The sequence below is a fragment of the Streptomyces sp. NPDC094147 genome (assembly GCF_044764265.1).
Taxonomy (GTDB): domain Bacteria; phylum Actinomycetota; class Actinomycetes; order Streptomycetales; family Streptomycetaceae; genus Streptomyces.
On record NZ_JBIWHT010000009.1, the window covers coordinates 1 to 24,130 of the forward strand.

At 72.5% G+C, this 24,130-nt stretch carries 24 protein-coding genes; 10 read left to right on the forward strand and 14 right to left on the reverse strand.

What is annotated here, in order from left to right; translation table 11 throughout:
* The 5 genes from ACIQ8J_RS15980 to ACIQ8J_RS16000 all read right to left on the reverse strand — a co-directional run.
* On the reverse strand, positions 1-146 hold a 146-nt coding region (locus tag ACIQ8J_RS15980; RefSeq protein WP_365895732.1), incomplete at its 3' end, for a biotin carboxylase N-terminal domain-containing protein.
* 209 nt (positions 147-355) lie between these two features.
* A complete protein-coding gene (locus ACIQ8J_RS15985; RefSeq protein ID WP_403271129.1) occupies positions 356-1,231 on the reverse strand; it encodes a BTAD domain-containing putative transcriptional regulator in 876 nt (291 codons plus the stop codon).
* A gap of 72 nt (positions 1,232-1,303) precedes the next feature.
* On the reverse strand, positions 1,304-2,092 hold the full coding sequence (locus ACIQ8J_RS15990) for a 4'-phosphopantetheinyl transferase (protein WP_403271132.1): 789 nt from the start codon (positions 2,090-2,092) through the stop codon (positions 1,304-1,306).
* A 193-nt stretch (positions 2,093-2,285) separates the two neighbouring features.
* Positions 2,286-3,878, reverse strand: coding sequence for an MFS transporter (locus ACIQ8J_RS15995; protein WP_403271135.1), 1,593 nt, complete (start codon positions 3,876-3,878; stop codon positions 2,286-2,288).
* A gap of 145 nt (positions 3,879-4,023) precedes the next feature.
* Entirely contained in the window at positions 4,024-5,307 is a 1,284-nt protein-coding gene (locus ACIQ8J_RS16000) for an alpha/beta hydrolase (RefSeq protein WP_403271138.1), read from the reverse strand.
* Positions 5,308-5,476: 169 nt separating this feature from the next.
* On the opposite strand from ACIQ8J_RS16000, the gene ACIQ8J_RS16005 reads away from it, so the two are divergent.
* On the forward strand, positions 5,477-6,061 hold the full coding sequence (locus tag ACIQ8J_RS16005; protein WP_403271141.1) for a TetR/AcrR family transcriptional regulator: 585 nt from the start codon (positions 5,477-5,479) through the stop codon (positions 6,059-6,061).
* Between the two features lie 170 nt (positions 6,062-6,231).
* Here ACIQ8J_RS16005 and ACIQ8J_RS16010 read toward each other — a convergent pair whose 3' ends face one another.
* From ACIQ8J_RS16010 to ACIQ8J_RS16025, 4 genes are all read right to left on the reverse strand, one after another.
* The gene (locus ACIQ8J_RS16010; RefSeq protein WP_403271143.1) at positions 6,232-6,681 is read right to left on the reverse strand and encodes an ester cyclase; all 450 of its coding nucleotides are present in this window, start codon (positions 6,679-6,681) and stop codon (positions 6,232-6,234) included.
* A 102-nt stretch (positions 6,682-6,783) separates the two neighbouring features.
* Positions 6,784-7,488 (reverse strand): 3-oxoacyl-ACP reductase FabG, encoded by a 705-nt coding sequence (gene fabG / locus ACIQ8J_RS16015; protein WP_403271146.1) that lies wholly within the window; start codon positions 7,486-7,488, stop codon positions 6,784-6,786.
* 30 nt (positions 7,489-7,518) lie between these two features.
* Entirely contained in the window at positions 7,519-8,178 is a 660-nt protein-coding gene (locus ACIQ8J_RS16020) for an HAD-IA family hydrolase (RefSeq protein WP_403271149.1), read from the reverse strand.
* The gene (locus ACIQ8J_RS16025) at positions 8,175-9,170 is read right to left on the reverse strand and encodes a ScbA/BarX family gamma-butyrolactone biosynthesis protein (RefSeq protein WP_403271152.1); all 996 of its coding nucleotides are present in this window, start codon (positions 9,168-9,170) and stop codon (positions 8,175-8,177) included. The genes ACIQ8J_RS16020 and ACIQ8J_RS16025 overlap by 4 nt, the downstream gene beginning before the upstream one ends.
* Before the next feature lie 344 nt (positions 9,171-9,514).
* Between ACIQ8J_RS16025 and ACIQ8J_RS16030 the strand changes: the two genes are divergently transcribed.
* Together ACIQ8J_RS16030 and ACIQ8J_RS16035 are read left to right on the forward strand one after the other, a co-directional pair.
* Positions 9,515-11,059 (forward strand): acyl-CoA carboxylase subunit beta, encoded by a 1,545-nt coding sequence (locus ACIQ8J_RS16030; protein ID WP_403271643.1) that lies wholly within the window; start codon positions 9,515-9,517, stop codon positions 11,057-11,059.
* Positions 11,060-11,085: 26 nt separating this feature from the next.
* Positions 11,086-11,289, forward strand: a complete 204-nt coding sequence (locus tag ACIQ8J_RS16035; protein WP_403271155.1) for an acyl-CoA carboxylase subunit epsilon — start codon at positions 11,086-11,088, stop codon at positions 11,287-11,289.
* Positions 11,290-11,374: 85 nt separating this feature from the next.
* Here ACIQ8J_RS16035 and ACIQ8J_RS16040 read toward each other — a convergent pair whose 3' ends face one another.
* The gene (locus ACIQ8J_RS16040; protein WP_403271157.1) at positions 11,375-12,337 is read right to left on the reverse strand and encodes a ketoacyl-ACP synthase III family protein; all 963 of its coding nucleotides are present in this window, start codon (positions 12,335-12,337) and stop codon (positions 11,375-11,377) included.
* A gap of 415 nt (positions 12,338-12,752) precedes the next feature.
* Here ACIQ8J_RS16040 and ACIQ8J_RS16045 point away from each other — a divergent pair, with 415 nt between their 5' ends.
* Genes ACIQ8J_RS16045 through ACIQ8J_RS16055 form a run of 3 tightly spaced genes read left to right on the forward strand, consistent with a single transcriptional unit; the run spans position 12,753 to position 15,368 of the window.
* Entirely contained in the window at positions 12,753-13,031 is a 279-nt protein-coding gene (locus ACIQ8J_RS16045; RefSeq protein ID WP_403271160.1) for an acyl carrier protein, read from the forward strand.
* Positions 13,024-14,247, forward strand: a complete 1,224-nt coding sequence (locus ACIQ8J_RS16050; RefSeq protein WP_403271163.1) for a beta-ketoacyl-[acyl-carrier-protein] synthase family protein — start codon at positions 13,024-13,026, stop codon at positions 14,245-14,247. Before ACIQ8J_RS16045 ends, ACIQ8J_RS16050 begins: the two co-directional genes overlap by 8 nt.
* Entirely contained in the window at positions 14,244-15,368 is a 1,125-nt protein-coding gene (locus ACIQ8J_RS16055; RefSeq protein ID WP_403271166.1) for a beta-ketoacyl synthase N-terminal-like domain-containing protein, read from the forward strand. Before ACIQ8J_RS16050 ends, ACIQ8J_RS16055 begins: the two co-directional genes overlap by 4 nt.
* Here ACIQ8J_RS16055 and ACIQ8J_RS16060 read toward each other — a convergent pair.
* The gene (locus ACIQ8J_RS16060) at positions 15,354-16,253 is read right to left on the reverse strand and encodes a response regulator (RefSeq protein ID WP_403607840.1); all 900 of its coding nucleotides are present in this window, start codon (positions 16,251-16,253) and stop codon (positions 15,354-15,356) included. The genes ACIQ8J_RS16055 and ACIQ8J_RS16060 overlap by 15 nt on opposite strands.
* A gap of 12 nt (positions 16,254-16,265) precedes the next feature.
* Positions 16,266-17,423 (reverse strand): sensor histidine kinase, encoded by a 1,158-nt coding sequence (locus tag ACIQ8J_RS16065; RefSeq protein WP_403271171.1) that lies wholly within the window; start codon positions 17,421-17,423, stop codon positions 16,266-16,268.
* Positions 17,424-17,739: 316 nt separating this feature from the next.
* Here ACIQ8J_RS16065 and ACIQ8J_RS16070 point away from each other — a divergent pair, with 316 nt between their 5' ends.
* Complete coding sequence (locus ACIQ8J_RS16070) at positions 17,740-18,336, forward strand: TetR family transcriptional regulator (RefSeq protein WP_403271174.1); 597 nt, start codon at positions 17,740-17,742, stop codon at positions 18,334-18,336.
* Positions 18,337-18,368: 32 nt separating this feature from the next.
* On the opposite strand, the gene ACIQ8J_RS16075 is transcribed toward ACIQ8J_RS16070, so the two are convergent.
* Positions 18,369-19,010: a ScbR family autoregulator-binding transcription factor gene (locus tag ACIQ8J_RS16075; protein WP_403271177.1), complete on the reverse strand. Its 642-nt coding sequence runs from the start codon at positions 19,008-19,010 to the stop codon at positions 18,369-18,371.
* Between the two features lie 237 nt (positions 19,011-19,247).
* On the opposite strand from ACIQ8J_RS16075, the gene ACIQ8J_RS16080 reads away from it, so the two are divergent.
* Together ACIQ8J_RS16080 and ACIQ8J_RS16085 are read left to right on the forward strand one after the other, a co-directional pair.
* Positions 19,248-20,126 (forward strand): ScbA/BarX family gamma-butyrolactone biosynthesis protein, encoded by an 879-nt coding sequence (locus ACIQ8J_RS16080; protein WP_403271180.1) that lies wholly within the window; start codon positions 19,248-19,250, stop codon positions 20,124-20,126.
* Positions 20,127-20,148: 22 nt separating this feature from the next.
* Positions 20,149-21,078, forward strand: a complete 930-nt coding sequence (locus ACIQ8J_RS16085) for an NAD-dependent epimerase/dehydratase family protein (RefSeq protein ID WP_403271183.1) — start codon at positions 20,149-20,151, stop codon at positions 21,076-21,078.
* Positions 21,079-21,112: 34 nt separating this feature from the next.
* Here the strand turns inward: ACIQ8J_RS16085 and ACIQ8J_RS16090 are convergent, their stop codons facing one another.
* Positions 21,113-22,663: an FAD-dependent monooxygenase gene (locus ACIQ8J_RS16090; protein ID WP_403271186.1), complete on the reverse strand. Its 1,551-nt coding sequence runs from the start codon at positions 22,661-22,663 to the stop codon at positions 21,113-21,115.
* Positions 22,664-22,815: 152 nt separating this feature from the next.
* Here ACIQ8J_RS16090 and ACIQ8J_RS16095 point away from each other — a divergent pair, with 152 nt between their 5' ends.
* Positions 22,816-24,105 carry an alpha/beta hydrolase gene (locus ACIQ8J_RS16095; protein ID WP_403271189.1) on the forward strand — a complete coding sequence of 430 codons (1,290 nt, stop codon included), beginning with the start codon at positions 22,816-22,818 and terminating at the stop codon, positions 24,103-24,105.
* Positions 24,106-24,130: the final 25 nt, after the last annotated feature.

The window sequence follows — 24,130 nt, forward strand, 5'->3', positions numbered from 1 at the left end:
GCGAACGCCTCGTCCGCTGCCCGGACATGCAGTGCATCCCGGTCCGGATCGGCGTAGACGGCTACGCTCGCGATTCCGGCATCCCGGCAGGCCCGCGCAACACGGACAGCGATTTCGCCACGGTTGGCGATGAGCACCTTGCGCACGACGGCTCCTCAACAAGGGCAGGGCTGTGCAACCCGTACCGGACGATCTCGGACCGGAGGTGTGGATGGCCTGGTGGTCCTGGCTGGACGAAGGGGCGGGGAAGGAAGGGAGTTCGGCGAGTTCCGGGAGTTCGGCGAGAACGGGGAGTTCGGGGGGCTTGGGAATTCGGGGAGTCCCTCGAATGCGATGTGTTCTCTTCTCGCCTTTTCTAGGAAGCGTGGGGGAGCCGGCTGATTGCCTGGGGGAGGCGTGGGGAGCCGGGGGTGGCCGGAACGGTGAGGCTTTCGCCGTCGATTCCGGAGAGAATGGCCCGCTGCATGTGCTGGAGCGCGGGGGACGGGTCGAGACCGAGCTCTTCCTGGAGAATGGCCCGGAGTTCCTGATAGGCGTGCAGGGCGTCCCCTCTGCGGCCGCAGCGGTACAGCGCGGTGATGAGCTGGCCGTGCAGCCATTCGTTCAGGGGGTGTCTGCTGACGAGGCTTCTGAGTTCCGCGGCGACGTGGCCGTGCTGGCCCAGTTGCATGTCGGCGCCGATCCGCTGCTGGAGCACCCTCATGTACAGCTCCTCCAGGTGCTGGACGTGCTGGTTGAGCACCGGACCGCAGATGACGTCGGTCAGCGCGTCCCCGCTCCAGGCGCCCAGGGCGATCGAGAGGAGGCGTGAACCCTCTTTCAGATCACCGGAGTTGAGCTGGGCCTCGCCCTGGCGGGCGAGCCGCTGGAAGACCTCCGCGTCGACCTGCTCGGGCACCGCTCGCAGTACGTAACCGGTGGCGGAGGTGTCGATCAGGTCCGGTGGAATGGTGCCGCCGATCTCCTGCTTCAGGATCTGCCGGAGGTGGTAGATGTGGGTGCGCACGGTCGACAGGGCGGTTTTCGGGGGTTCCTTTCCCCACAGTTCGTCGACCAGAGGGCCGTGGGAGACGACGGAGCCGGGCTGAAGAATCAGCAGGGACAACAATTGCCGGACCTTCGGACCGCGCGGAGCGGAAAGGACCTTTCCGTTGTACTTGATCTCCAGAGGTCCGAGAACCTTGAACTGAAGCACCGTCCCCCCAGGTGGAGTTGAGTTGAATCTCAGCATCTCGCCGGCCGTGCGGGGAAGACATTTCCACGGGGGTGGGGAGCGGTACAAGGAAACGGGCCGAAGGTTGATTCAGGCCACGTCGAACGATGTGGGACGGGTCGGAATGAACTCCTCCGATTCCATCAGGGAGGCGAAGAGTCCGCTTTCCGGTGCCGTTTCCTCGGCCTGCGGTGCCAGTACCGCGACCGACGTGAGGACGTAGCTGCCGGACAGGAGCTGGACCCAGCCCGTGAGGCGGTGCCGCTCGGGGAGCAGTCCCGGGGGCAGGCCGACCGTCAACTCGCCGCGATTCAGGTGCAGTTCGACGTCGTGGAAGACCGGATCGCGCGGGCTGAGGCCGGACAGCGCCTTGTAGATGGCTTCCTTCGCGGAGAACAGCACCGACAGGCGGCTCTCCGGGCGGCGGGCCCGCGCGATCCACTCGCGTTCGCGCGGGGTGCAGACCAGCCGCGCCGCGCCCCGGCTGAGCCGGTCGGTGCGCTCCAGGTCGATGCCGGTGGCGACGACGGCGGGGTTGGTGCTGGCGATGCACACCCCGATGTGGCCGGTGCAGTGGCTGATGGAGCCGCGTACGCCCGTCGGGAAGAGCGGCCGGCGCCCGGCGCGCAGGACGGGGCCGCCGGTCCCGAGGGCGGCCAGCGCGCGGGCCGCCGCGAGCCGTCCGGCGGCGAAGTCGGCCCGCTGGCCCGCCGGGAGCGCGTCGAGCAGCCGCTCCTCGTCGGGGTGCAGGCCGACTGCCGTGTCCGGGGTCGGCTGGAGCAGGGCGATGGCCGTGCCGGGCAGCGGGCCGGGCTGGATCAGGCCGGGGGCGAGAGGACTGACGGGGGTGGTCGGGGCGGGGTGCAGGGTGCTCGGCATGGGTTCTCCCGCGGTGCGAAGGACCTGGGGCATCGGCGCTGACGGCTCTGAGACATCCGAAAGATCTGAGAGCTCGCGCTCTGAGCGCTCTGGCGACTCTGAGCGCACTGAGGACGTCGACGGGGCTCTGAAACCGCCTGTCGCCCGGTGCTGGGGTGCACCGGGCGATCAGGACTGTCGTACGGGGGTGGGATCAGACCGTCGCGTCGGCGGGGGTGCGGTCTGCGGTCTGTCCGGCCGGCTCGTCGGTGGCGGGCTCGGCGGCCGGGCGGTCCGTGAGGATCAGGTGCAGGACCACCGCGCTGATGATGCAGATGACGGCGGCGCTCCACAGGACGACCTGGAATCCGTCGGTGTAGCCCTGGCCGAGGAAGTCGGTGAAGGCGTCCCGGCTGCCGGCCGCGGCCCTGGAGACCGGGGCGTTGAGGTTGCCGCTGGTCACGCTGTCGGTGACGGCGCGGGCGTCGAGGTCGGTGCCCTGGGTGAAGCGGTCGAGCCCGCCGCTGATGCGGCCCTGGACCAGGGAGACGAGGGCGGCGACCATGCCGGCCACGGCGACCGCTTCGCTGGCGAGGCGGATCGTGTTGAACATGCCGCTCGCCATGCCGACCTTGGTGGGCGAGACGGTGCTGACGGCGGCGCCGTCCATCAGGCCGTAGATCAGGCCGATGCCGATGCCGATCAGCAGGAGCGGTCCGGCCAGGCCGAGCAGGCTGATGCCGGGGTGGATGACGGTCAGCCAGGCGAGGCCCGCCGCGACCAGGACCAGGCTGCCGCTCAGGACGGTGCGCATGGACACACCGGCCTGGACGAGGCGCCCGGCGACCAGCGGGAAGGCGAGGACCGGGGCGGTCAGCAGCAGCATGGTGAGTCCGGCGCCGCTGTCGGTGAGCCCGTTGGCGCCGACCAGGTAGGACGGCAGCAGCACCATCAGGCCGACGAAGCCGAAGGACACGGCGGTGGCCAGCAGGTTGACGGCCATGAAGCGGGGTTCGGTGAACAGCGAGAGGTCGAACATGGGGTGCTGCTGGCGGCGCTCCACGAAGACGAAGGCGGCGAGCATGACCACGCATCCGGCGAACAGCGCCAGCACCGCGGTGCCGCCCCAGCCCCACTGCGGGCCCTCGATGATGGCGAGGGTGAAGAAGAACAGGGCCAGCGTGAAGGTGACGGTGCCCGCCCAGTCGACGGCGTTGGCGTCGGGGTCCTTGGACTCCTGGATCAGTCCCATGCCGAGCATGGACAGGACGGCGATCACGAACTGGACCCAGAAGATGGAGCGCCAGCCGAGCCCGGAGACCAGCAGACCCGAGGTGGTCGGGCCGAGTGCGAGACCGGCGCCGATGGTGACACCGACGTACGCGAAGGCCTTGGTGCGGGCGGCGCCCTGGAACATGTTCGCCATGACGGACACACCGGCCGTCATCATGGCGGCGGCGGCGACGCCGGCGATGCCGCGGGCGACGTCGAGGATCACGGCGCTGGAGGCGAGCGCGCCGACCAGGGCGGAGACGCCGTAGAGGCCGACGCCGAAGGCGAACACCCGCTTGCGGCCGATGCGGTCGGCGATCGATCCGGCCGCCATCATGAAGCTGGCCGCGGTGACGTTGTAGGCGTTGACGACCCACTGCAGCGGTACGACACCGGCGTGCAGGTCGTTGCCGATCGCGGGCAGGGCGACCGGGGCGCTGCTGAGGCCGTACGGAACGATGAACACGGCCAGGCACAGGGCGAAGATGGTGAGGCCCGCGCGGGGCGGTGCCTCCGGGGTGGCGACGGCAGCCATCGAAGGTCTCCTAGGTCGAGCGGTCGTGAGTGGCGGGGCGGTGCGGGCGGTGCGGGGCGGGGAGGGGTGGCAGGGGTACGGGGGTGGCCCCCTGCCACCCCGGTCAAGGGGGGCTTGCGCCCGGTCGACTGGGGCCGGTGGCCCGTCAGTTGGCGCGTCGGGGCAGGTCGCCCAGGAAGTGCGACAGCGTCTGCAGGAAGCGGTTGTCCTCCCAGCGGGCGTACACGATGTCCTGGTGGGTCAGGGACGGGTCGGAGTGCAGTGAGAGCTGCGGGATCCGGCTGGCGGCGGTGACCGTCGCGGCGGCCTGTCCGGTGGTGCCGTTGGTCAGGCCCGACTGGAACGTGTACAGCGGTACGTCGATGTCCTTGCCGTGCGGCAGGCGCAGGCCGAGCAGCTGGGTGAGGTCGTTCTCGGCGAGGTCGATGGCCGCGACGAGGTCGAGCATCACGCGGTTGAGGGTGTACCAGACCCAGGCGCCGGGCCGGGGGCCCGCGAACGCGTCGGCCACGGTGGCCAGTTGGACCGGCCCGCCGTCGACCCAGGTGCCGTCGTCGGCCAGGTGGCCGGCGTTCACCGAGTACGAGGGGTGGGCGTGCGTGGCGTCCACGAGCCAGCCGAGCAGACCGGCGTTGGTGAGCTTGCGCTCGGTGCGGACGGCTTCGGGGAGGCGGTCGGCGAGGACCGCGGGGCCGTCCGGGTCGGCCAGCGCGTGCTGGGCGGCGAGCTGGAAGAAGACGGCGGCCGACTCGGGACGGTCGCCCAGGCCGATGGTGGTGCTGGTGAAGTCCTCGAAGACGGCGCCGCCCTCGATCGCGGCGAGCCAGCCCTTGGCGGCCTCGATCGGCAGGTCGAACTCCATGCCCGCGCCCGAGTAGGCGTTGTGCACACCGCCGTCGACCACGGCGAGACCCGCGAGGTCGCGGTAGCCGGGGGTGCCGTCGAAGTCCCAGGCGGCGTACAGGAGCGCGATGCTGGCGCCGACGGACACACCGCCGAGGACGACCTCGCGCCGTCCGCCGTCGGAGGCCGCGGTGACGACCCGGCGCAGGTCCTCGACGAGTACTTCGAGGCCCCACTGCGCGGCGTACAGGGAGTCGGTGGGCTCCTGCACCTGGTAGTGGCCGCCCAGGTAGTACTCGGTGGCCTGCTCGGGGGTGTCGGCGAAGGCGGAGAGGTCGGCGAGGTTCTGCTCGCGCCGGTCGACGGCCCACACCTGGAGGTCGTCCGAGGCCCCGGCGAGGCTGCGGGCGGTGTGCTTGAAGACGCCCGCTCCGCCTTCGCGGCCGCCCAGCAGGACCAGCACCCGGCGGGCGTTCGTGCGGCCGATCTTGAGGACGCCGACCTGCTGCGCGTGGGCGGGGCCGGCGGCCTGGACACCCTGCACGAGCTCGTACGACTCGATCCAGTCCTGCTGGTCCTGCGTCATAACCATCCACTCCTCGGTAGTTGCAAGTTCTCGTCGACTCGCAACATCAATGTACCGAAGAAATCCGTACTTGCAACACTGATGATGCAAGTTCCCCTCGTATTGCTACTTTGGTGTAACCTAGACCAGGAAATAGGCGCATCAGGCAACGGGAGAGGCGGGTCACGACGTGACGCAGACAACGAGAGAGCGGCCGCTGCGCGCCGACGCCGAGCGGACCGTGCGGAACATCCTGGAAGTGGCCGAGCGGGTGCTCGGCGAGGACCCGACGGCGAGCCTCGGGCAGATCGCCACGGCCGCCGGCGTCGCCCGCACCACGCTGCACCGGCGGTTCGCCTCCCGCGAGGCGCTCATCGACGCGATGGCCGCGCACGCCTTCCGGCAGGTCGAGGAGGCGATCGACGTCGGCCGCCCGGAGACCGCGCCCCCGATGGTGGCGCTGCACCAGATCACCGCGAACGTGATCCAGATCAAGAGCGGCTGGCGCTACACGGTCGGTCAGCCGCAGCTGCGCGACCCGGAGGCCGTCGCCGCGCACGAGCGCATCTTCGCCAAGGGGCATCTGCTGCTCGAACGGGCCAAGGAGGCGGGCCTGTTGCGGCCGGACGCCGATCTGTCGTGGGCGCGCCGCGTCTACCACGCGCTCATCGAGCAGGCCATCATCGAGTCCGCCGAGAACGCCACCGACCCGGACACCCTCGCGGCCGCCGTGGTCGACACCCTGCTCAACGGGCTCGGCCCCGCGAAGTCCTGACGATTCGTCAGGAGACGCGTCAGGAAGCCCGCATCAGAAGCGTGCGTCCGGAAGCTCGTCGGACAACGCAAAAAGCGAGGGCGGTATCCGCACATGCGGATACCGCCCTCGCTGCGTCCCGTCGCCGAAGCGCGGGTCAAACGGGCAACATCAGGCCCAGGCAGGCGACATCAGGCCGTCGGGGCCGGCTTGGGGGCGCCCTTCAGCGGCTTGTCCCAGGCGCCGATCTGCCGGAACAGCTCCAGGTCGTCCCGGACCGCCCAGTGCTCGGCCACCTGGCCGTCGGCGATCCGGTAGACGTGCAGGTGCTGCACCCGCACCGACTTGCCCGTCGCGGGGACGCCCATGAAGTCCGTGACGTGCCGGCCCGTGAACACCAGGCGCAGCAGCGCCCTGTCGCCCTTGGCGAACGAGTCGACGATCTCCCAGCGGGCGTCCTCCCAGACGCTCCGCATCCAGCGCGCGGTGTTCGCGTAGGCCTCGGGGCCGCGGGGCGAGCCCTCGGGGGCCTCGTGGTCGATGAAGTCCTCGGCGACCAGGCGCCGGGCGACCTCGTCGTCCCCGTCGTTGAAGATCTTGCCCATGTCCACGGCGATCTGCAGAACTTCTTCGTCCGTCATGGCGGACTCCTTCTCTGTTGTGGTGTGCGGAGGGGGGTTCTCGGGGCGCGCGGCAAGGCAGGTAACTGCCTTGCCGTGTACGCCGGTTGGTGACCGGGGCTGCTACTGGCCCATGCCGATGCCGCCGCCGACCGGGAGAGCCGCCCCGGTGACGTACGCGGCGCCGTCGCCGGCCAGGAACCTGACCACCTCGGCGACTTCCTCGGGGGTGCCGGTGCGCTTCAGCGGGGTCTGGGCGAGCAGCTGGGCGCGGCGCTTGTCGCTGACGGCCTGGATCATGTCGGTCTCGATCAGCCCGGGGGTCACCATGTTGACGGTGACGTTGCGCGAGCCGAGCTCCCAGGCGAGCGACCGGGTGAGGCCGAGCATGCCGGACTTGGACGCGGCGTAGTTGGACTGACCGGGCGAGCCGAGGAAGCCCATGATCGAGGAGACGAAGACGATCCGCCCCCACTTGGCGCTGATCATGGAGCGCGAGACCAGCCGGGCCATCCGGAACGAGCCGACGAGGTTGGTCTGGATGACGTCGTCGAAGTCCTCGTCGCGCATCATCGGCGCCAGGCCGTCCCGGGTGATGCCCGCGTTGGCGACGAGCACCGCGACCGGCCCGTACTGGGCCTCGACCTCGGCGACCGCGCGGCGCGATGACTCCGGGTCGGTGACGTCGCAGCGGACGCCGAACAGACCCTCGGGCGGTTCGCCGGACCGGTGGGTGATGGCGACCTTGTCGCCCGCCTCGGCGAAGGCGCGGGCGATGGTCAGGCCGATTCCGCGGTTGCCGCCGGTGACCAGAACGGTGCGTGACATGGGTAGCTGTTCTCCTGTTTCGGACGCTGATCAGACGGCGGGGGCCGGGGCGGCCGGCCGCGGAAGGTACTGGGCCAGCTCGGCGGCCGCCGTATCGGCGTCGGTGAAGTGGACGGCCTGCCAGCCGGCGGCCTCGGCGCCCGCGCAGTTGGCGGCGATGTCGTCGACGAGCAGACACTCGCCGGGGGCGGCACCGGCCAGTTCGGCGGCCGCCTCGAAGATCCGGCGCTCCGGCTTGCGGGCACCGACCTCGAAGGACAGGACGAGCCCGTCGAAGAGGCCCTCGGGCGCCACCATCCGGCGCCACAGCGGGTCCCAGGCGGGCGGCATGTTCGACAGCATGCCGACGAAGACCCCGGTGGAACGCAGCGCGCGCAGGTGGCCGAGCCAGGCCTCGTTGGTCTCGCGGCCGTCGAACCAGCGCTGCCCGAAGCCCGTCAGGTCGGCGTCCACCCCGGCGGCCCGCAGCTGTGCGTTCATCCGCTCCACCCACTCCTGCTCGCTGAGCAGCGGGGTGTCCAGCGGGGCCATCAGGTCGACGCCGAACGGTTCGGCGACCGCCGCCATCGCCCGGCGCATCGCGTCGGCCGGAATGGCGTTCTGGCGGCAGAAGTTCTGCAGGTCGTCGTTGATCGGCGGGGTGAGGACGCCGCCGAAGTCGGTCCACACGGCGCGCACGGCGGTGCTCACACGTCCTCCCGGGCGGGGGCCGCGGCGAACGACAGGGTGATCTCGCCGACCGAGCCGCCGTCCTGCTGGAAGTCGACGGCGAAGGCGGCCGGGTGCCCGGCGGCCGAGGGCTCGCCGAGCGGGCGGGCGGTGGCGACGAGCGGCAGGTCGAGTTCGGCGAACCGCGTGAAGACGGCCGAGCAGCCGGTCACGGCCGCGCCGGTGGGCGCCCCGGCCAGATGGGCGAGCTGCCGGGCCGCCTCGGTGATGACCATCGCGGGTATGTGGTCGTAGGTGTGGTCGAACAGGCTGCTGTTCTCGAAGCGCGGCTCGACCTGCGCGGAGACGGTGTCCCCGGAGTGCAGCGGCTCGCCCAGGACGACGTTGGCCGGGTTGCGCCGGCCCACGTCGGCGGCGTCGGCCGGGTGGCTGCGCAGCACCGGGCCGAGGTCCGCGGTGAGCGGCGGCACCGACTTGCGCTGGAGGAAGCGCAGCTTGGCGTAGTCCTCGCTCTTCGCCGCCCCGACATCGATCCGGGACCGGGCGACGACGCGCTCGCCCACCCGCAGCACGGCCTCGGAATCCACCCCGAGCAGCCGCCCGCCGCGCCCTTCGCGGCGGACGACCCGGCCGGTCAGATGCAGTTCGCCGGGGCGGCCGCCGGGCGTGAGCGCGTCCAGGTCCTCGATCTCGATCGACCAGTTGCTGACCAGGAAGGCGGTCTTGCCCGGGATGTCGAGCTGCCGGTGCGAGGCGGCGGTGCCGGCCTGCCGGGCGGCTTCGAGCAGCAGCAGGAAGTCGTAGGTCACCGGCGTACGCAGGTGATCGCTGAAGTAGGCGTGCCCGAGCGGGAGTTGGGCGCCCGCCACATAGGTCTCGCGGCCCGTCCGCAGGAGGTCCGTGACCAGCACCTCCGACACCGCTGCCCGGTGCACCAGCGAACGCTCGATGGTGCGGGTGAAGGTCGGTACGGGATCCAGCTCCGGCGGAGCGGTGTCGCTCGGCGTTGTCATGCAGGAAACTCCTCTGTCGGCGCCGCCTGCGGCGGTCCGTGAATAAGGGGCTGCGGCCCCGGCACGGGGCTGCCGCAATGCTCCCCGGCACACATAGAAGTCCCGTGAAATCCATATGGAACCGTCCGACAGCGCTATTGCGGCGCCGAATTGACGATCTTTTAGTTTACTTTCATGGCGCGCGTACACCCTGTTGGTTCGCAGAATCTCCGGGAGCCGTATTTCCGATCGCTCCGCCGTTCCATGCATGGGAGTGCACTTCGATGACCGCTTTGGACGACCGCCCCCTTTCTGTGCCGCCGACGTCCGCGACGCTCGCGCCCGCGCCGCCGTCCCCCTCCGGGATGGAGGCGCGGACGGCGGAGCTGCTGCGGCTGCGCCAGTCCGTGCGCGGCGGCCCGGGGCCGCGGGCCACCGAAGCGCAGCACGCCCGCGGCAAGATGACCGTCCACGAGCGGCTTGAGACGCTGTTCGACGAGGGGACGTTCGTCGAGATCGAGGGGCTGCGCCGGCACCGCGCCAGCGGCTTCGGCCTGGAGGACCGCCGCCCGCACAGCGACGGCGTGGTCATCGGCTGGGGCCGGGTGCACGGGCGTACCGTCTTCGCCTTCGGGCACGACTTCCGGATCTTCGGCGGCTCGCTCGGCGAGTCCCACGCCGAGAAGATCCACAAGATCATGGACATGGCGGAGGCGGCCGGCGCCCCCCTGGTGAGCCTCAACGACGGCGCCGGCGCCCGGATCCAGGAAGGCGTCTCGGCGCTGGCCGGCTACGGCGGCATCTTCCGCCGCAACGTGCGCTGCTCCGGGGTGATCCCGCAGATCAGCGTGATGCTCGGGCCCTGCGCGGGCGGCGCCACCTACTCCCCGGCCCTCACCGACTTCGTGTTCATGGTGCGCGGCATCTCGCAGATGTTCATCACCGGACCCGATGTGGTGGAGGCCGTCACCGGCGAGAAGGTCAGCCACGAGGAGCTCGGCGGCGCCGACCTGCACGCGGCGGTCTCGGGCGCGGCGGCCTTCGCCTACGACGACGAGGCCTCCTGCCTGGAGGACGTGCGCTACCTCATCTCCCTGCTGCCCGCCAACAACAAGGAACTGCCGCCGGCCGCGGCACCGGCATCGCGCCTGAACACCCTGGACGAGGAACTGCTGCGCCTGGTGCCGGCCGACCCGAACCAGCCGTACGACATGCGCGAGGTGATCGGACGGCTCGTGGACGACGGCGAGTTCCTGGAGGTCCACGAGCAGTGGGCGCCGAACCTGCTGTGCGTGCTCGCCCGCATCGACGGGCAGACCGTCGGGCTCATCGCCAACCAGCCCCGCCACCTGGCCGGCGTCCTCGACATCGAGGCCTCCCAGAAGGGCGCCTCCTTCATCCAGACCTGCGACGCGTTCAACATCCCGCTGGTGACCCTGGTGGACGTGCCGGGCTTCCTGCCGGGCACCGCCCAGGAGCACGGCGGCATCATCCGCCACGGCGCGAAGCTGCTCTACGCGTACTGCAACGCGACGGTGCCCCGGGTGCAGGTCATCCTGCGCAAGGCCTACGGCGGCGCGTACATCGTGATGGACTCCCGCTCCATCGGCTGCGACCTGTCGTTCGCCTGGCCCACCAACGAGATCGCCGTGATGGGCGCGGAGGGCGCGGTCAACGTCATCCACCGGCGCCAGGTCGCCGCCTCCGACGACCCGGAGGCCACCCGCAAGGAGCTGACCGAGGAGTACCGGGACGCGCTGATGCACCCGTACTACGCGGCCGAACGCGGCCTGGTCGACGACGTCATCGACCCGCGCACCACCCGCACCGTGCTCGCCGAGGCGCTGCGCGTGCTGCGCACCAAGCAGGAGCAGCTCGTCCCGCGCAAGCACGGCAACCCCCCGATGTAGCACCGGAGTTGAGAAAGGAAGCCGAGATGGAGAGCGCACCCTTCGCCCGGCCCGCGCTGCGCGTGCTGCGGGGCGAGCCCACCGGGGAGGAACTGGCCGCGCTGACCGTGGTCATGCTGAGCCGGGCCGGATCGCCGCCCGCCGAGGCCGCCGCGCCCGCCCCGGCGCCGGGCCGCTGGCGGCCCGCCGTGCACCACCCGGCGGGAGCGTGGCGGACCGTACCGCGGTAGGAGACGTGTCGGCCGTGGGGGCCGGCTCCCGCACCGTCCCGGTGCCGGAGCCGGCCCCCACGGCCGACCGCTGTCGTGTGGTACGTCAGGGGCGCGGCGGCGCCTCGACCACCGCGCACGACCAGGTGAAACCCGCCCCCGCGTTGAGCAGCAGGCCGATCTGGCCGGGGCCGAGCGCGGCGCGGCGTACGACCTCGCTCAGCCCGGCCGGCAGGTCGCCGGTGCCCAGGTGCCCGGTCTCGCGCCCCCAGTCCACGGCCGGGGCCGCGAGGAGTTCGCGCAGCACCGGGGTCCAGGCGCTCTCCAGGGTCTTGCGGCCGAGCCTGGGCAGCAGGACGAACCGGATGCGCGGGTCGTCGGCGGCGAGCTCCGCGTCCTTGAGGGCGCCGGTCACCACGTGCCGGATCATGTCGTCGTTGACCTTGTTGAACGGTTCGACGCCGTTCTCGCGCAGATAGACCCGCTTGGTGCGGCGCATGTCCACCATCGGCGAGTTGTCCCGGGGCAGCTGGGCGAACGGGTCGGCGCCGCGGTGCATCTCCTCCAGGTGCGGGGCGGCCGCGGTGTGCAGGGAGCGAAGGAGCAGGTGATCGCCCGCCACGGCCGGCTGGCGCAGCACCACGGCCGTGGCCGCGTCGCCGTAGGCGGCGCCGTAGTCGCTGCGCCACCGGTCGAAGCCGGGCGAGCCGAACCGGTCGGCCGTCGTCACCAGCGCGTGCCGGTCCCCGGACTCCAACGACAGCCGGGCGACGGCGAGTTCGAGGGCCGCGGCCCCGCCGTTGCAGATCTGCTGGATGCCCACCGGCACCGTGTCGTGGGCGCCGATCTGGTGGGCGATGTAGTGGGCCGGCGACCACAGGTCGTGGCCCTGGTAGTGCATCCAGGCGTGGCACAGGAGCGCCAGCCGGGCCGCCGGGACGCCGCCGCTGCGCAGCGCGGACCGGGCCGCGAGCACCGCCATCTCCGGCGCCGACTCGCCGTCCGCGACCGGCAGTTGGGGGTGGCCCAGGTCGCGGGCGGCCCGCGCCTCGACGCGCTGCTCGGTCACCGCGCACACGGCACTGTCACGCCCGCTCGGCAGCCACACGGCTGCCGCGGCGATACCCACTGGCACAGGCGGTCTCATGGGTGTTGGCCCCCCTCACTTCCGACAGCGGGACGGTCCCGTCGCGGATTCTGATTCTCATCCGCGGAAATCGAATGCACATGAAAAGTGCATGGAAGTTGGCGCGGAATCAGCCAATCGGGGTTCTCCGCGGCCGGTGTGTTGTGGCAGCATCCTTTCGCAGAGGCAGTCAGCACCCTTCGATTCCGGTCGCCCCCATTGCGTTCCGGAACGGCCTCCTTCTCCATCCCGTACACCGCCGCGGCTGTTCTTTCCTTGCCGTGTTCCGCGGTCGGCGAAGTGACATCACCAAGCAGATGGCAGCCGAATTCACGGCCGCCCAGTGAAGGGAACAGAAATGTCGGAAAACCTGGCCGCATCCCTGTCGTCGGAACTGCGCACCCGGGTCCGGGACATCGTGGCCGACGTCCTGGAGGTGCCCGCCGAGGAGGTCGGCGAGCACCACAGCTTCGCGGACGACTTCGACGCCGACTCGCTGCTGATCATCGAGATGTTCTCCCGCTTCGAGCGGCAGCTGGGCATCGAGATCCCGCAGGAGGAGCTCGTCGACCTGGACGACCTGGCCTCGGCGTACGCGCTGATCGCGCGCCACACCAAAGCGGTCGCCGGTGTCTGAGTCCGGGCTGCGCCGGGTCGTGGTGACCGGTCTCGGTGCGGTGAGCAGCCTCGGCATCGGCGCCGGGGCGTTCACCGAGGCCGTCCGCGCCGGGCGCAGCGGAATCTCCGAGATCCAGTCGTTCGACACCGAGGGCTTCGAGCACACCCAGGCCGGGGAGGTCCACGACTTCCGGCCCGAGGACCATCTGGAGCGGCTGCCGCCGGCCGAGTGGGGCCGCAGCAGCCAGTTCGCCGCGGCCGCCGCCAAGTTGGCCGCCCAGGACGCCGGTTGGGACCCCGATGCCCTGTCGGCGGCCCGCGCGGGCAGCGCGATGGGCACCACCAACGGCGAGGCGCGGGTCTTCCAGGAACTGACCGAGCAGTGGCTGGAGCACGGGCCCGACGGGATCGACGGGGATCTCGCCGCCCAGGCCTCCGCGGACCGCATCGCGGCCGCCGTCAACACCGAACTGCGGCTGCGCGGCGAGGCGCAGACGTTCGGCACCGCCTGCTCGGCGAGCAACTACGCCATCGGGTACGGCTTCGACGTCATCCGCGGTGGCGCGGCCGACGTCATGCTGGTCGGCGGCGCCGACGCGGTGAACCGCGCCACCCACGCGGGCTTCCACCGCCTGGGCGCCATCGCCCCGGACCTGTGCCGGCCCTTCGACGAGCACCGCGGCGGCATCATGACCGCCGAGGGGGGCGCCGCCCTGCTGCTCGAATCGTGGGAGAGCGCGCAGGCCCGCGGGGCCCGCGTGTACGCGGAGGTGCTCGGCTACGGCATCACCTGCGACGCCAAGCACCCCACCCAGCCCGACCGGGACGGCATCGCCGAGTGCATCCGGCGCGCCCACCACAGCGCCGGGGTGAAGCCCGACGAGGTCGACTACGTGTGCGCGCACGGCACCGGCACGGCCGCGAACGACTCCACCGAAGTCGCCGCGGTGCGCGAGGTGTTCGGCGAGCGCATCCCGGCCATCAGCTCGATCAAGTCGATGCTCGGCCACACCATGGGCGCCGCCAGCGGCTTCGGCGCGCTGGCCTGCTGCATGGCCCTGTACGAGGGCTTCCTGCCGCCGACCGCGACGGTGCGTGAGGTGGACCCGGCCCTCGGCCCCGACCTGGACTGCGTTCCGGGGACGGCCCGCGCCGCCCGGCCGAAGATCGTGGAGAACCACGGCTTCGCGTTCGGCGGGAACAACGCCATCGTGATGCTGGGGAGGCCCGAATGAGCAGCAGCGTCGCACCCGCCCCGGTGCGGATCACCGGTTACGGGGTGCTGAGCGCCGCCGGCATCGGCGGCAAGGCCCTGTACGAGGCGCTCCGTTCGGGCTCGCTGCCGGCCGGCGACGGCGCCGCCGGCGCGCTCGGCGGCAAGGAAGCCCCGCCGCTGGACCTGCGGAGCGTGCCGGACTTCGACCCCCAGGAGCACCTCGGCCGCAAGGGGCTGCGCGCCCTGAGCCGGACCAGCACCCTGGGCATGACGGCGAGCGAGCTCGCGCTCGACAGCCTTCCGCACCTGATCGACCCGGCGGAACGCGCCGACACCGGGGTGGTGCTCGGCACCAGCACCGGCAGTGCCCGCGCGTTCTCGGAGTTCTTCCAGGACACCTACGAGCAGCAGCGCCCCTACCTGGTCAGCCCGGCCCTCTTCCCCGGGCTGCTGCTCAACCACTGCGCCGCCCAGGTGGCGATGCGGCACTCCTTCACCGGCGTCAACGCGAGCCTGGCCGGCGGCCAGATCTCCAGCCTGTCCGCGCTGCGCTACGCCCGCAACATCCTGGTCAACGGCCGGGCGAAGCGGCTGCTGACCGGCGGCGTCGAGGAGCTCAGCGCCCACTCCGCCTGGGCCTGGCACCACAGCGGGGTGCTCGGCGCGGACGCGGCACTGGGCGAGGGCAGCGCCGTCTTCGTCCTGGAGCACGGCACGTCCGGAGCCGCACTGGCCGAACTCGCCTCCTGCGAGGTCGCGTTCAGCCCGGCCGATCAGGGGCCGCTCGCGGTCGCGGCGGCGCTGGCGCGCTGCGTCGAGGACGCGCTGAGCGCCGCGGGCGTATCGCCCGGGGACATCTGCGTGGTCTCCGCGGGAGCCACCGGCGGGCGGGGCTGGACCGCGGTGGAGTCCCGAGGCCGGCACCGGGCGCTCGCCGGTCACACCCCCGAGGTGCTGCGCGTGCAGGACGTCCTGGGCGAGACCTACAGCGCGAGCGGCTCGCTCCAGCTCGCGGCGCTGCTCGCGCACTGGGAGGCGGACGGCGCGGCCGGCACCGGTGCGTGGGGTCTGGTCACCTCGGTGGGCGGCGACGGCTCGGTGGCGGCCGCGGTCGTGCGCCGTCCGTCAGCGGCCGGATGAACCAACCGCCGTACCGGCGGGGGGGGGGGGGGGGGGGGGGGGGGGGGGGGGGGGGGGCGCGGGGGGGGGGGGCGGGGGGGGGGGGCGGCGCCGCCGCCCGCCCCCCCCCCCCCCGCCGCCCCCCGCCCCCCCCCCCCCCCCCCCCCCCCCCCACACCCCCCCCCCCCCCCCCCGGGGGGGCCCCCCGGGGGGGGGGGGGGGGGGGGGGGGGCGGGGGGGGGGGGGGCCCGCCCCCCCCCCCCGCCGCCGTGCGGCGGGCATGGCGGGCGAGGGGATCAGCGAGGCCTGCACCGCCTTGTTCACCGCGTCGAGCCGCGACACCGCCCCCAACTTGCGGAACACGCTGTGGAGATGGCGCTTGACGGTGCCCTCGGTGATGTCGAGCGCGTCGGCGATCTGGCGGTTGCTCATCGCGGTCGCCGCCCGCGCGAGCACCTGGTGCTCCCGGCGCGACAGCGGCTCGTCCCCGGCGGCGGGCGCGGCGCCGGACGGCACCAGGACCGTCGTCTGCCGGTCGTCCGCCATGGCCCGCGACAGCGCCACGAGCAGTGCCTTGCGGTCGATGCCCTTGTGCAGCACACCCCGGGCGCCCGCGGCGAGGAGCTGGTCCACCGTGTGCGGTTCGGCGTAGGCGGACAGGAACAGCACCCGGGTGCGCGGCGCCACCCGCAGGACGCCCCGTACCGTGCCCGGACCGTGGTTGCTCGGCATCTGGAGGTCAAGGAGGAGCAGATCCGGCTGCTGGGCGGCGGCACACCGGACGGCTTCGGCGCCGTCGCACGCGTACCCCACCACCGTCATCGAGGGCTGGGCGTTGAGCAGTTCGCCCAGTGCCTCGCGGAACAGGGCGTGGTCGTCGGCGACGACGATGCGGGTGACAGACATGGCGCGTCCTTGTCAGAGTCGAGTGCCCAGGGGCAGATGGATCTCGATGCGGGTGCCGCCGCCGGGGCCGCCCAGGATGCGCAGCCGGCCGCCGAGGTCCTCCACCCGCTCGGTCATGGAGCGCAGCCCGTGCCCGGCGCCGTCGGCGGGCGGCGCGCCGGTGAAGCCGGTGCCGTCGTCCTCGACGCGGGCGTACAGCCAGCGCCGGGTGGTGCGCACGGTGACCTCGATGTGGCGGGCCCCGGCGTGCGCGAAGCAGTTGCGCAGGGCCTCGCGCAGGACGAGGAACAGCTCGCGGCGGCAGCGTTCGGACGCGGCGGTCTCGTCCCCGGTCACCGCGACGGTGACCTGTGCGGTGGGCGCGGCGTCGGCCAGGAACGCCTCGATCGCCTCGCGCACGGGCGGGGTGTGGCCCTGTTCGCGCAGGCCGCCGATCAGGCCGCGGTTCTCCCGTACCGCCTCGCCCAGCGCCTTCTTCGCCGCGGCGAGGTGGGCGGCCGCGGCGCCGGGGTCGTCCTCGCTGAGCTCGATCCGGTGCAGGGCCACCGCGAGCGCGTTGCCGAGCTCGTCGTGGAGCCGGCGGGCGATCCTGCGGCGCTCGCTCCAGCCGTGGTCGCCCTGCCAGAAGGGGACCCCGGTGGTGCGCATGACATCGCCGAGGGTCCGTACGACGGTCACCGCGTCGTGGTGCGGGGCGCCGTTCTCCACCACGTGCATGAGGGCGCATTCCAGCAACAGCGAGGCGGCGGCGACCAGATGGTGCGGCGAGGCGTCGCCCGCCGGGGGCAGGTCCGGCGGGGCCGAGCCCTCCAGCGCCCCGAAGTCCTCGGCGTGGGCCAGGACATGACGCGCGAAGGCCACCAGCGCCGCGTGCAGGTCGGGCACCTCGCGGTCGGCCGGAAGGAGCGCGGAGGGCAGCGCCGCCCTGAACCGGTCCAGGATCGCGTCCCCCTCGCCCTTCAGGAGTACGGGAGTGAGCACGCTCCGGCGGGTGAGCGGGGCGGGGGCGTCCGCGCTGTGGCGGGGCCGGGCCACAGGCGCCGACAGGCCCGGCCGCTGAGCCGCCCGCGCGAGCCCCTCCTGGAGGGCCTCCGCGAACCTGCCTCCGACCACGGCACCCAGGACGCCTCCTGAGACGGGCTGACGCACGGTGCGGGTCGAGCTATCCATCGGACTCCTCAACGCTCATGTCCCACTGGGTAGCACGAAGATAACAAACAGACTTGTCTGGTTGTCAACTACCTACTTCCCTCGTGTCGACATTCCGGCGGCCGGGGTGACCGCTCGCTGCCCTTTGGGCTTCCACCTGCGTATTTGTTGATCCGTGGCGAAGTGGGCGGGCGTGAACCGGTCCGTCCGGCCGTGGCGAGGCGAGCTGGTTGCGTGCGGGGAGTGGAAGCGTAAACAGACAGGGTTGTATGGTGTGGCAACGCTTTCGTCAGATTCCGCGAACGTCCCGCGTACGGGAAAGGACAGGTGCCGCGCCATGCAGAAGCGCGCCGAGCAGACCCGACAGGCCCTCATCCGCGCCACTGCCGAACTCATCGCCGAGGGCGGGGTGCACGACGCAGGACTGGTCAGCATCTGCCGCAGTGCGCGCGTCAGCAGGGGCGCGCTCTACCACCACTTCCCGACCAAGGAATCGCTGGCCGCCGCGGTGTACGCGCAGGCGCGGACCGAGGTCGCGGGCCTCGCCGCCGCGGCCTTCGCGGACCCCGCGGCGGGGGCGGCGCCCGCGCGCTTCAGCTCCGCGCTCGTCACCGCCCTGCGCGAGGTCCCCGCCGTACGGGCGGGGATGCGTCTTGGCCCCGACGGCTCCACCGGGCCCGCGCGGCTGCGCGACGAGGTGCTCGGGCTCGTCCACCGCGAGGTGAGCGGGCGGCTCCCGGCCGGCCGGGAGCCCGCCGGGCGCGATCTGGCCGACCTGGCGGTGGTCGTCACGGCCGGCCTGGAGACGCTCGGCCGCACGGACGGGGCGTGGTGGGACGGCGAGGTGTCGGACCGGATCTGGGACATGCTCCGGCCGCTGTTCGGCCACCACGCCGAAGCTGCGGTCAACTCGCCCGAAATACTGGCGAGTTGAGACGCGGGGGCCCGCCGTCGGGCCCCCGCGGGCTATGCGGCGGGCTGCGCCCCGGCCGGGATTCCGGGCCTCGTGGGCGGGGCGGTCCGCAGCCGTCCGAGCATGCCGGGCGTCGCGATGCCCGGCAGCAGGAACCGCCACATCACCGAGACGCGATCGAGCAGGTCCTGGCGCCCCGTGTAGACCTGCGAGATCAACTGGAGGCCGGTGAAGGCCCCCACGATGAACTGGGTGATCTCGTCCAGGTCCACGCCCGGCAGCAGTTCGCCCTGCGCGGCCGCGCCGCTCAGCAGCGAGTGGATCGCCTCGACGCAGCGCTCGTACGGGGTGCGCGCCGGCGCCGTGAACGAGGTCTGCTCGACCGTGAGGCGCACGCTGGCCCGCAGTACCGGGTCGCACTGGAGACGGCGGGCGAACTCCATCGTGAGATCGATGGCCGCCTGCAACTGCACGTCCTGCGGCGGCATCACGAGCGCTTCGCTCTGAGCGGCCACCAGCGCCGCCGCGATCGCCTCCTTGGACGGGAAGTGGTGATAGAGGGCGCCTCTCGTCAGCCCGCTCAGGGCGAGGATGTCGTTGGTGCTCGCCGCGTCGTACCCCCGCTCATCGAAGACGCGAGCCGCCGCCTCCAAGATCGACTGCCTGGACCTGGTCCCGCGTTCCTGCTGTCCCATCTAAGTCCTCGATACCTTTGAAACCGAACTGACCTGTCTGTATCTTACTGGCTGCAGGTGATCATTAGCCAGCGCAGCCGGTGACTGACGTGCAGTCTTTCACCCTGCCCGCGAAGAGACAGGCCTCCTTGCATGCAGCGCAGTACGAGCATCCTGATACCCGCTGGTCACAACGGTTCCCGGGCTCACGGTCCGGTCGTCGTCCGGCACCCCGCCCCGTCGGTCCGACCGCTCACCATGACCGTTCCGCGTGAGTATGTGCACCGCGCCGCAGTCTCCGAAGTGCTCCTTACCAACTGGAAAACAGACAAGTCTGATTGCTTTTTGGTCAATGCTCAGTGGCCGCGCGGACACGCCCTCTTCGCGCCGACCGCCGACCACCAGGACCCGTTGCTCCTGGTCGAATCCGTGCGGCAGGCCGGAGCGCTGCTCGCCCACGCCGAATACGAGGTGCCGTTCGGCCACCAGTTCCTGATGTGGAACATGTCCTTCTCCGCCCTGCCCGAAGCCCTCAGCGTCGGCCCTACGCCGACCGAGGTCGAACTCCGCACCACCTGCCACGACATCGTCCGCCGCGGAAAGCAGCTGGTGAGCATGGCGTACCAGGTCAGTGTCGAGCGCGAGGGGCTGCCGCTCGCGGTCGCCGAGGCGCGGTTCAGCTGCACCAGCCCGGCCGTCTACCGCAGGCTGCGCGGCGAACGCCCCACCACGACCCCGCTCGCGCTGCCCGTGGGCGTCCCCCCGGAGTCGGTCGGGCGGTCCGGCTCCCGCGACGTGGTGCTCGCCGAGACCGCTGCCGAGACCCCCCACCGCTGGCAGCTGCGCGTCGACACCTCGCACCCGATCTTCTTCGACCACCCCGTCGACCACGTGCCCGGCATGGTCCTGATCGAGTCCGCCCGCCAGGCCGCGTACGCCGCCACCGGGCTGCCCGGCGCGCTGCCCGTCCAACTGGAGAGCACGTTCACGCGCTACGCGGAACTCGACGCGCCCTGCTGGATCGAGGCCGAGGTGGGCCGCCCCGACGCGGCTGGAATCATTCCCGTACGCATCACCGGGATCCAGCGCGACGAGCCCGTCTTCACGGCCACCGTCGGACTCCGTCCCCTCATCTGACCGCGCCACGGGAGACCGCCGCATGCCCACTGTCATGATCACCGGTGCCGGTGGCTTCATCGGCCGCCGCGTCACCCGCCAGGCCGAGAGCCTGGGCGCCCCGCTTCGGCTGCTGGCCCACCGCAGCCCCGTCGCCCGGGACGCCCCCCGCGTCCACAGCGTGTCCGCCGACCTCGCGGATCCCGGCTCGCTGCGCGGAATCTGCGAGGGCGCCGACATCCTGCTGCACTGCGCCTCGCAGATCGGCGGCGACGCCGAGACCTGCGAGGCCGTCAACGCCCGGGGCACCGCCGCCCTCGTCGAGGAGGCCCGGCGCGCCGGGGTGTCCCGCATCGTCTACCTGAGCACCGCCTCGGTGTACGGCCGCGGCACCTTCCGGCGGGCCCGGCCCGAGGACCTCGGCCGCGCGCCGGTGTCGGTCACCTCGCGGACCCGGGCGGCCGCCGAGGACGCGGTGCTGGCGGCCGGCGGCATCGTGCTGCGGCCGCACCTGGTCTACGGCGAGGGCGACAAGTGGGTCGCCCCCACCCTGGCCAGGGTCCTGCGCACGCTGCCCGGCACCGTCGAGGGGTGGCCCGCCCTGGTGTCCGCCATCGCCGTCGACGACCTGGCGCACGCCGTGGTGGCCGCCGGCCTCGCCCCCGCCGGGCGTCTCACCGCCTCCGTCTACCACGCCAACCACCCGCGGCCCGTGCCCTGGAGCGCACTGCTGCGCGCGCTCGCCGCCACCGCGGGCATCCCCTGGCCCGAGCACGACCTGAGCTATCCGCAGGCCTGCGCGGCCCTCGCCGAGCGCGGCCGCTCGGCGCACGACCTGGACATGATGGTCACCGACCACTGGTTCGACAGCGACCCGCTCTGGGCCGACCTGGGCCGCGATCCCGGCCCGGGGTTCGAGGACCGCTTCCCCGAACACACCGCCTGGTACCGGGAGTTGCTGCACACGGCGTAACCCCGCGCTCAGGGGCGTGTGTCTCGGACACCCCCTACCGCCGGGCGCCGCGCACGACCCGCTCCACGACGCCGTCGGGGCGGATCAGCACGGCCAGCGGGCCCCGCACCCGCGCGCCGCGGTGCGCCACCCCCGCGGGATCCAGGACCAGTCGCACCCCGTCGGCCTCCGCTGCCGCGGGGCTGCGGCGCGTCACGACCCGCAGCCACCGCCCGGCGTCGGCGGGCGGGCGGTGCGCCCCGCGGCCGGTGCCGAGCAGCCGGTCCACCTCGCCGGACCGGGCGGCGGAGGTCTCGTCGGACGCCAGGACGAGCAGGACCGTACGCCCCTCCGCCAGCAAGTCGTGGACGCGGACGGCGCCTTGGCCGCCCAGCGGCAGGTCCGGCACCCGGCGCCCCGGCACGATCCGGCCCGCCGCCGGCCCGTGCCCGGGGTGGGTGTGGTGGAGCTGCGCCATCCGCGGCGGGGCCAGCCGGTCGAGGAGTCCGCTGTGCTGGCCGGCCACCAGCGCCGTGTCCCGCAGCCGGCCGCGCCATCCGGTCAGCATCCACATCCGGGTCTGGCGGTCGGTGTCGGACACCACCGTCGCCGCCACCCGGCGCCGCTCCCGCTCCCACCGGTCGACCTCGTGCTCCACCCGGTCGGCGTCGGGCAGCGCGAGCCGCCAGGCCAGCGAATGGGCGTCCTCCACCGCGGTGTTGAGCCCCTGGCCGCCGGCCGGGCTGTGGATGTGGGCGGCGTCCCCGGCGAGCAGCACCCGGCCCGATCTGAACCGGTCGGCCCGGCGCGCGTGCACCCGGAAGATCCCGGTCCGCGCGGGGCCCGTCATTCGCAGCGGCACCGGGCAGCGCTCGCCCGCCGCCTCCTGGAGCACCCGCAGCGGATCGTCCGACTCCGCGAACGACCGCACCCCGGCGAACACCCGGTAGTCCCCGCCCGGCAGACCGACCACCACCAGAACACCGCGGCTGGTCATGAAGTAGTGCGCCTCGTCGTGCGCGAGCGAGGTCTCGCAGGGGCCGTCGGCGAGCAGGAAGGTCTGCGGGTAGGTGAGCCCGGCGAAGCCGATCCCGGCCAGGCCCCGCACCGTACTGTGCGCGCCGTCGCAGCCCACGACCCAGGAGGCGGCCAGCCGCTCCGCTCCGCGCGGTCCCTCCAGCGTGGCGCGCACGCCGTCGGGGGACTGGTCGATTGCGGTGAGCGTCCGGCCGAACTCGACTTCTCCGCCCAGGCGTTGGAAGGCCTCCCGCAGGACCGCCTCGGTCTGCTCCTGGGGCAGCGAGAGGGGGGCCGTGAAGCGCGTTCCCGTGATCCTGTCGAAGCCGATCCGGGCGACCCGGCGGCCCGCGGAGTAGTAGTTGGCGGCGGGCAGCGGCACACCGCGCTCCAGGATCTCCCCGGCCACTCCGAGCCTGCGGAACACCTCCAGGGCGCGCGGCCACAGCACGATCGCCTTGGCGTGCGGATGCGGCCGGTCCTCCCGGTCCACGACCCGCACCGGCACATTGCGCCTGAGCAGTTCGATTCCCAGGGTCAGGCCCGTGGGTCCGGCACCGACAACCAGGGTCTCCGGTGAATGCTGCACGCCGACTCCGTCTCCTCGCGAGGCATTCGAACTCCCCGAAGCTATGCGGGAAATCAGTCATACGGCAAGGAATTCAATTCAGCTTTTATTCCACTTCCATCGTGGAGTGTGAGGCTCTGGGCAATTGCCGAGCCGACCGTAGGAGAGAGTCCGTGACCATGGGAGACGCCCTGCGGGTCCCCGCAGCAGCCAGTGCCGCGACGGCCGAACCGCGCGAGACCTACGGGCCGGTGGCCGGCGGACACGGCGCCCGCCTCCTCAAGATCGGCGCCGACGACGCCCGCCGGGTCCTGGTCGTCGTGCCGCCCCGCGGCTACGGCGCCAATGTGTTCCTGCCCGTCGCCCGGGACCTGGTGCGGGCGCTGCCCGGCCTCCAGGTGTGGGCCGTGGACCGCCGCCAGCAGGAGCTGTCCGACCTCAGCGGATTCGCCGGCGGCCTCGCGGCGGCCCGCACCTACTACCTCCAGGGCCGCCACCGCAAGGCGGCCGCCGAAGCGACCGGGGCCGCCGGGTGGGGCCTGGCCGAACTCCTCGACGACGTACGCCTGGCGGTGCGCGAAGCGGGCGCCGGCGGCCGGCAGGTCGTCCTCGGCGGGCACTCCCTGGGCGGCCTCACCGCACTGGCCTACGCGGCCTGGGACTTCGACGGCCACCGCGGCGCCGAGGACCTCGCCGGGCTGATGATCCTGGACGGCGGCCCCTACCACGCCTACCGCGGCGCGGGCATCCCCACCGGCATCACCCCGGACCGGGCCCGTGCCGCGCTCGCCGGAATCGAGGGCGGCGCCGTGTTCGAGGAGGGCATGAGCGCGGCGCTCGGCCTCGGCGAGGAACCCGAGGCCGGCGCCGTCTGGTGGCAGCTCGCCGCCCGGCACGCACTCGCCGACCCGCACGGCCCGGCCGAACTGGCCCACGCCCTGCCGGACGCCTTCGCCATCGGCCGCCCCCTCACCAACGCGGGCCTGTTCGGGCTGATCGCCGACACCCTCGCCCCGCAGCTCGGCCACGCCATCCAGTCCGGCCGGCTCACCGACGCCGGTGACTGGCTCGACACCGGCCCGAGCCCGCTGGCGCGGATCGCCGAGGCGTACGCGGGCGACGGCGAGCGCTCCGCCCGCGAGTGGTACTCGCCGAGTCGCGCCATGCTCGACTACCACGGCGTGATCGGCTTCACCGACTCCGAGGTGTCCCGCCTCCTGGGGCTCCGTCTCTGGCACACCCGCGCCGTCGACGTGCCCGTCTACGTATTCGAGTCGAATTTCGCGAAGGGCACGGTCGGCGAGGCCGCCAAGGAGCTGGCGAGGAACACCAGCATTCCGAGCCTCAGTCTGCACAGCGATTTCTCGATGCTCCACCAGGACATTCTGTTCGCCGTCCCGGAAAGGAATTCCTTCCTGAAGACGGCGGTCCCGTTCGTGGAATCCGTGACCGCCCGTTCCTGAGCCGCGCCCCAACGTCGAAGGAGGA

Coding starts and splice junctions, on each gene's coding strand:
- ACIQ8J_RS16065 (WP_403271171.1), bottom strand. CDS start 17,423: ATGGATAGCTCGACCCGCACCGTGCGTCAGCCCGTCTCAGGAGGCGTC.
- fabG (WP_403271146.1), bottom strand. CDS start 7,488: ATGTCACGCACCGTTCTGGTCACCGGCGGCAACCGCGGAATCGGCCTG.
- ACIQ8J_RS16025 (WP_403271152.1), bottom strand. CDS start 9,170: ATGACAACGCCGAGCGACACCGCTCCGCCGGAGCTGGATCCCGTACCG.
- ACIQ8J_RS16070 (WP_403271174.1), top strand. CDS start 17,740: ATGCAGAAGCGCGCCGAGCAGACCCGACAGGCCCTCATCCGCGCCACT.
- ACIQ8J_RS16030 (WP_403271643.1), top strand. CDS start 9,515: ATGGAGGCGCGGACGGCGGAGCTGCTGCGGCTGCGCCAGTCCGTGCGC.
- ACIQ8J_RS15985 (WP_403271129.1), bottom strand. CDS start 1,231: ATGCTGAGATTCAACTCAACTCCACCTGGGGGGACGGTGCTTCAGTTC.
- ACIQ8J_RS16045 (WP_403271160.1), top strand. CDS start 12,753: ATGTCGGAAAACCTGGCCGCATCCCTGTCGTCGGAACTGCGCACCCGG.
- ACIQ8J_RS16080 (WP_403271180.1), top strand. CDS start 19,248: ATGACCGTTCCGCGTGAGTATGTGCACCGCGCCGCAGTCTCCGAAGTG.
- ACIQ8J_RS16000 (WP_403271138.1), bottom strand. CDS start 5,307: ATGACGCAGGACCAGCAGGACTGGATCGAGTCGTACGAGCTCGTGCAG.
- ACIQ8J_RS16035 (WP_403271155.1), top strand. CDS start 11,086: ATGGAGAGCGCACCCTTCGCCCGGCCCGCGCTGCGCGTGCTGCGGGGC.
- ACIQ8J_RS16055 (WP_403271166.1), top strand. CDS start 14,244: ATGAGCAGCAGCGTCGCACCCGCCCCGGTGCGGATCACCGGTTACGGG.
- ACIQ8J_RS16010 (WP_403271143.1), bottom strand. CDS start 6,681: ATGACGGACGAAGAAGTTCTGCAGATCGCCGTGGACATGGGCAAGATC.
- ACIQ8J_RS16060 (WP_403607840.1), bottom strand. CDS start 16,253: ATGTCTGTCACCCGCATCGTCGTCGCCGACGACCACGCCCTGTTCCGC.
- ACIQ8J_RS16085 (WP_403271183.1), top strand. CDS start 20,149: ATGCCCACTGTCATGATCACCGGTGCCGGTGGCTTCATCGGCCGCCGC.
- ACIQ8J_RS16075 (WP_403271177.1), bottom strand. CDS start 19,010: ATGGGACAGCAGGAACGCGGGACCAGGTCCAGGCAGTCGATCTTGGAG.
- ACIQ8J_RS15995 (WP_403271135.1), bottom strand. CDS start 3,878: ATGGCTGCCGTCGCCACCCCGGAGGCACCGCCCCGCGCGGGCCTCACC.
- ACIQ8J_RS15990 (WP_403271132.1), bottom strand. CDS start 2,092: ATGCCGAGCACCCTGCACCCCGCCCCGACCACCCCCGTCAGTCCTCTC.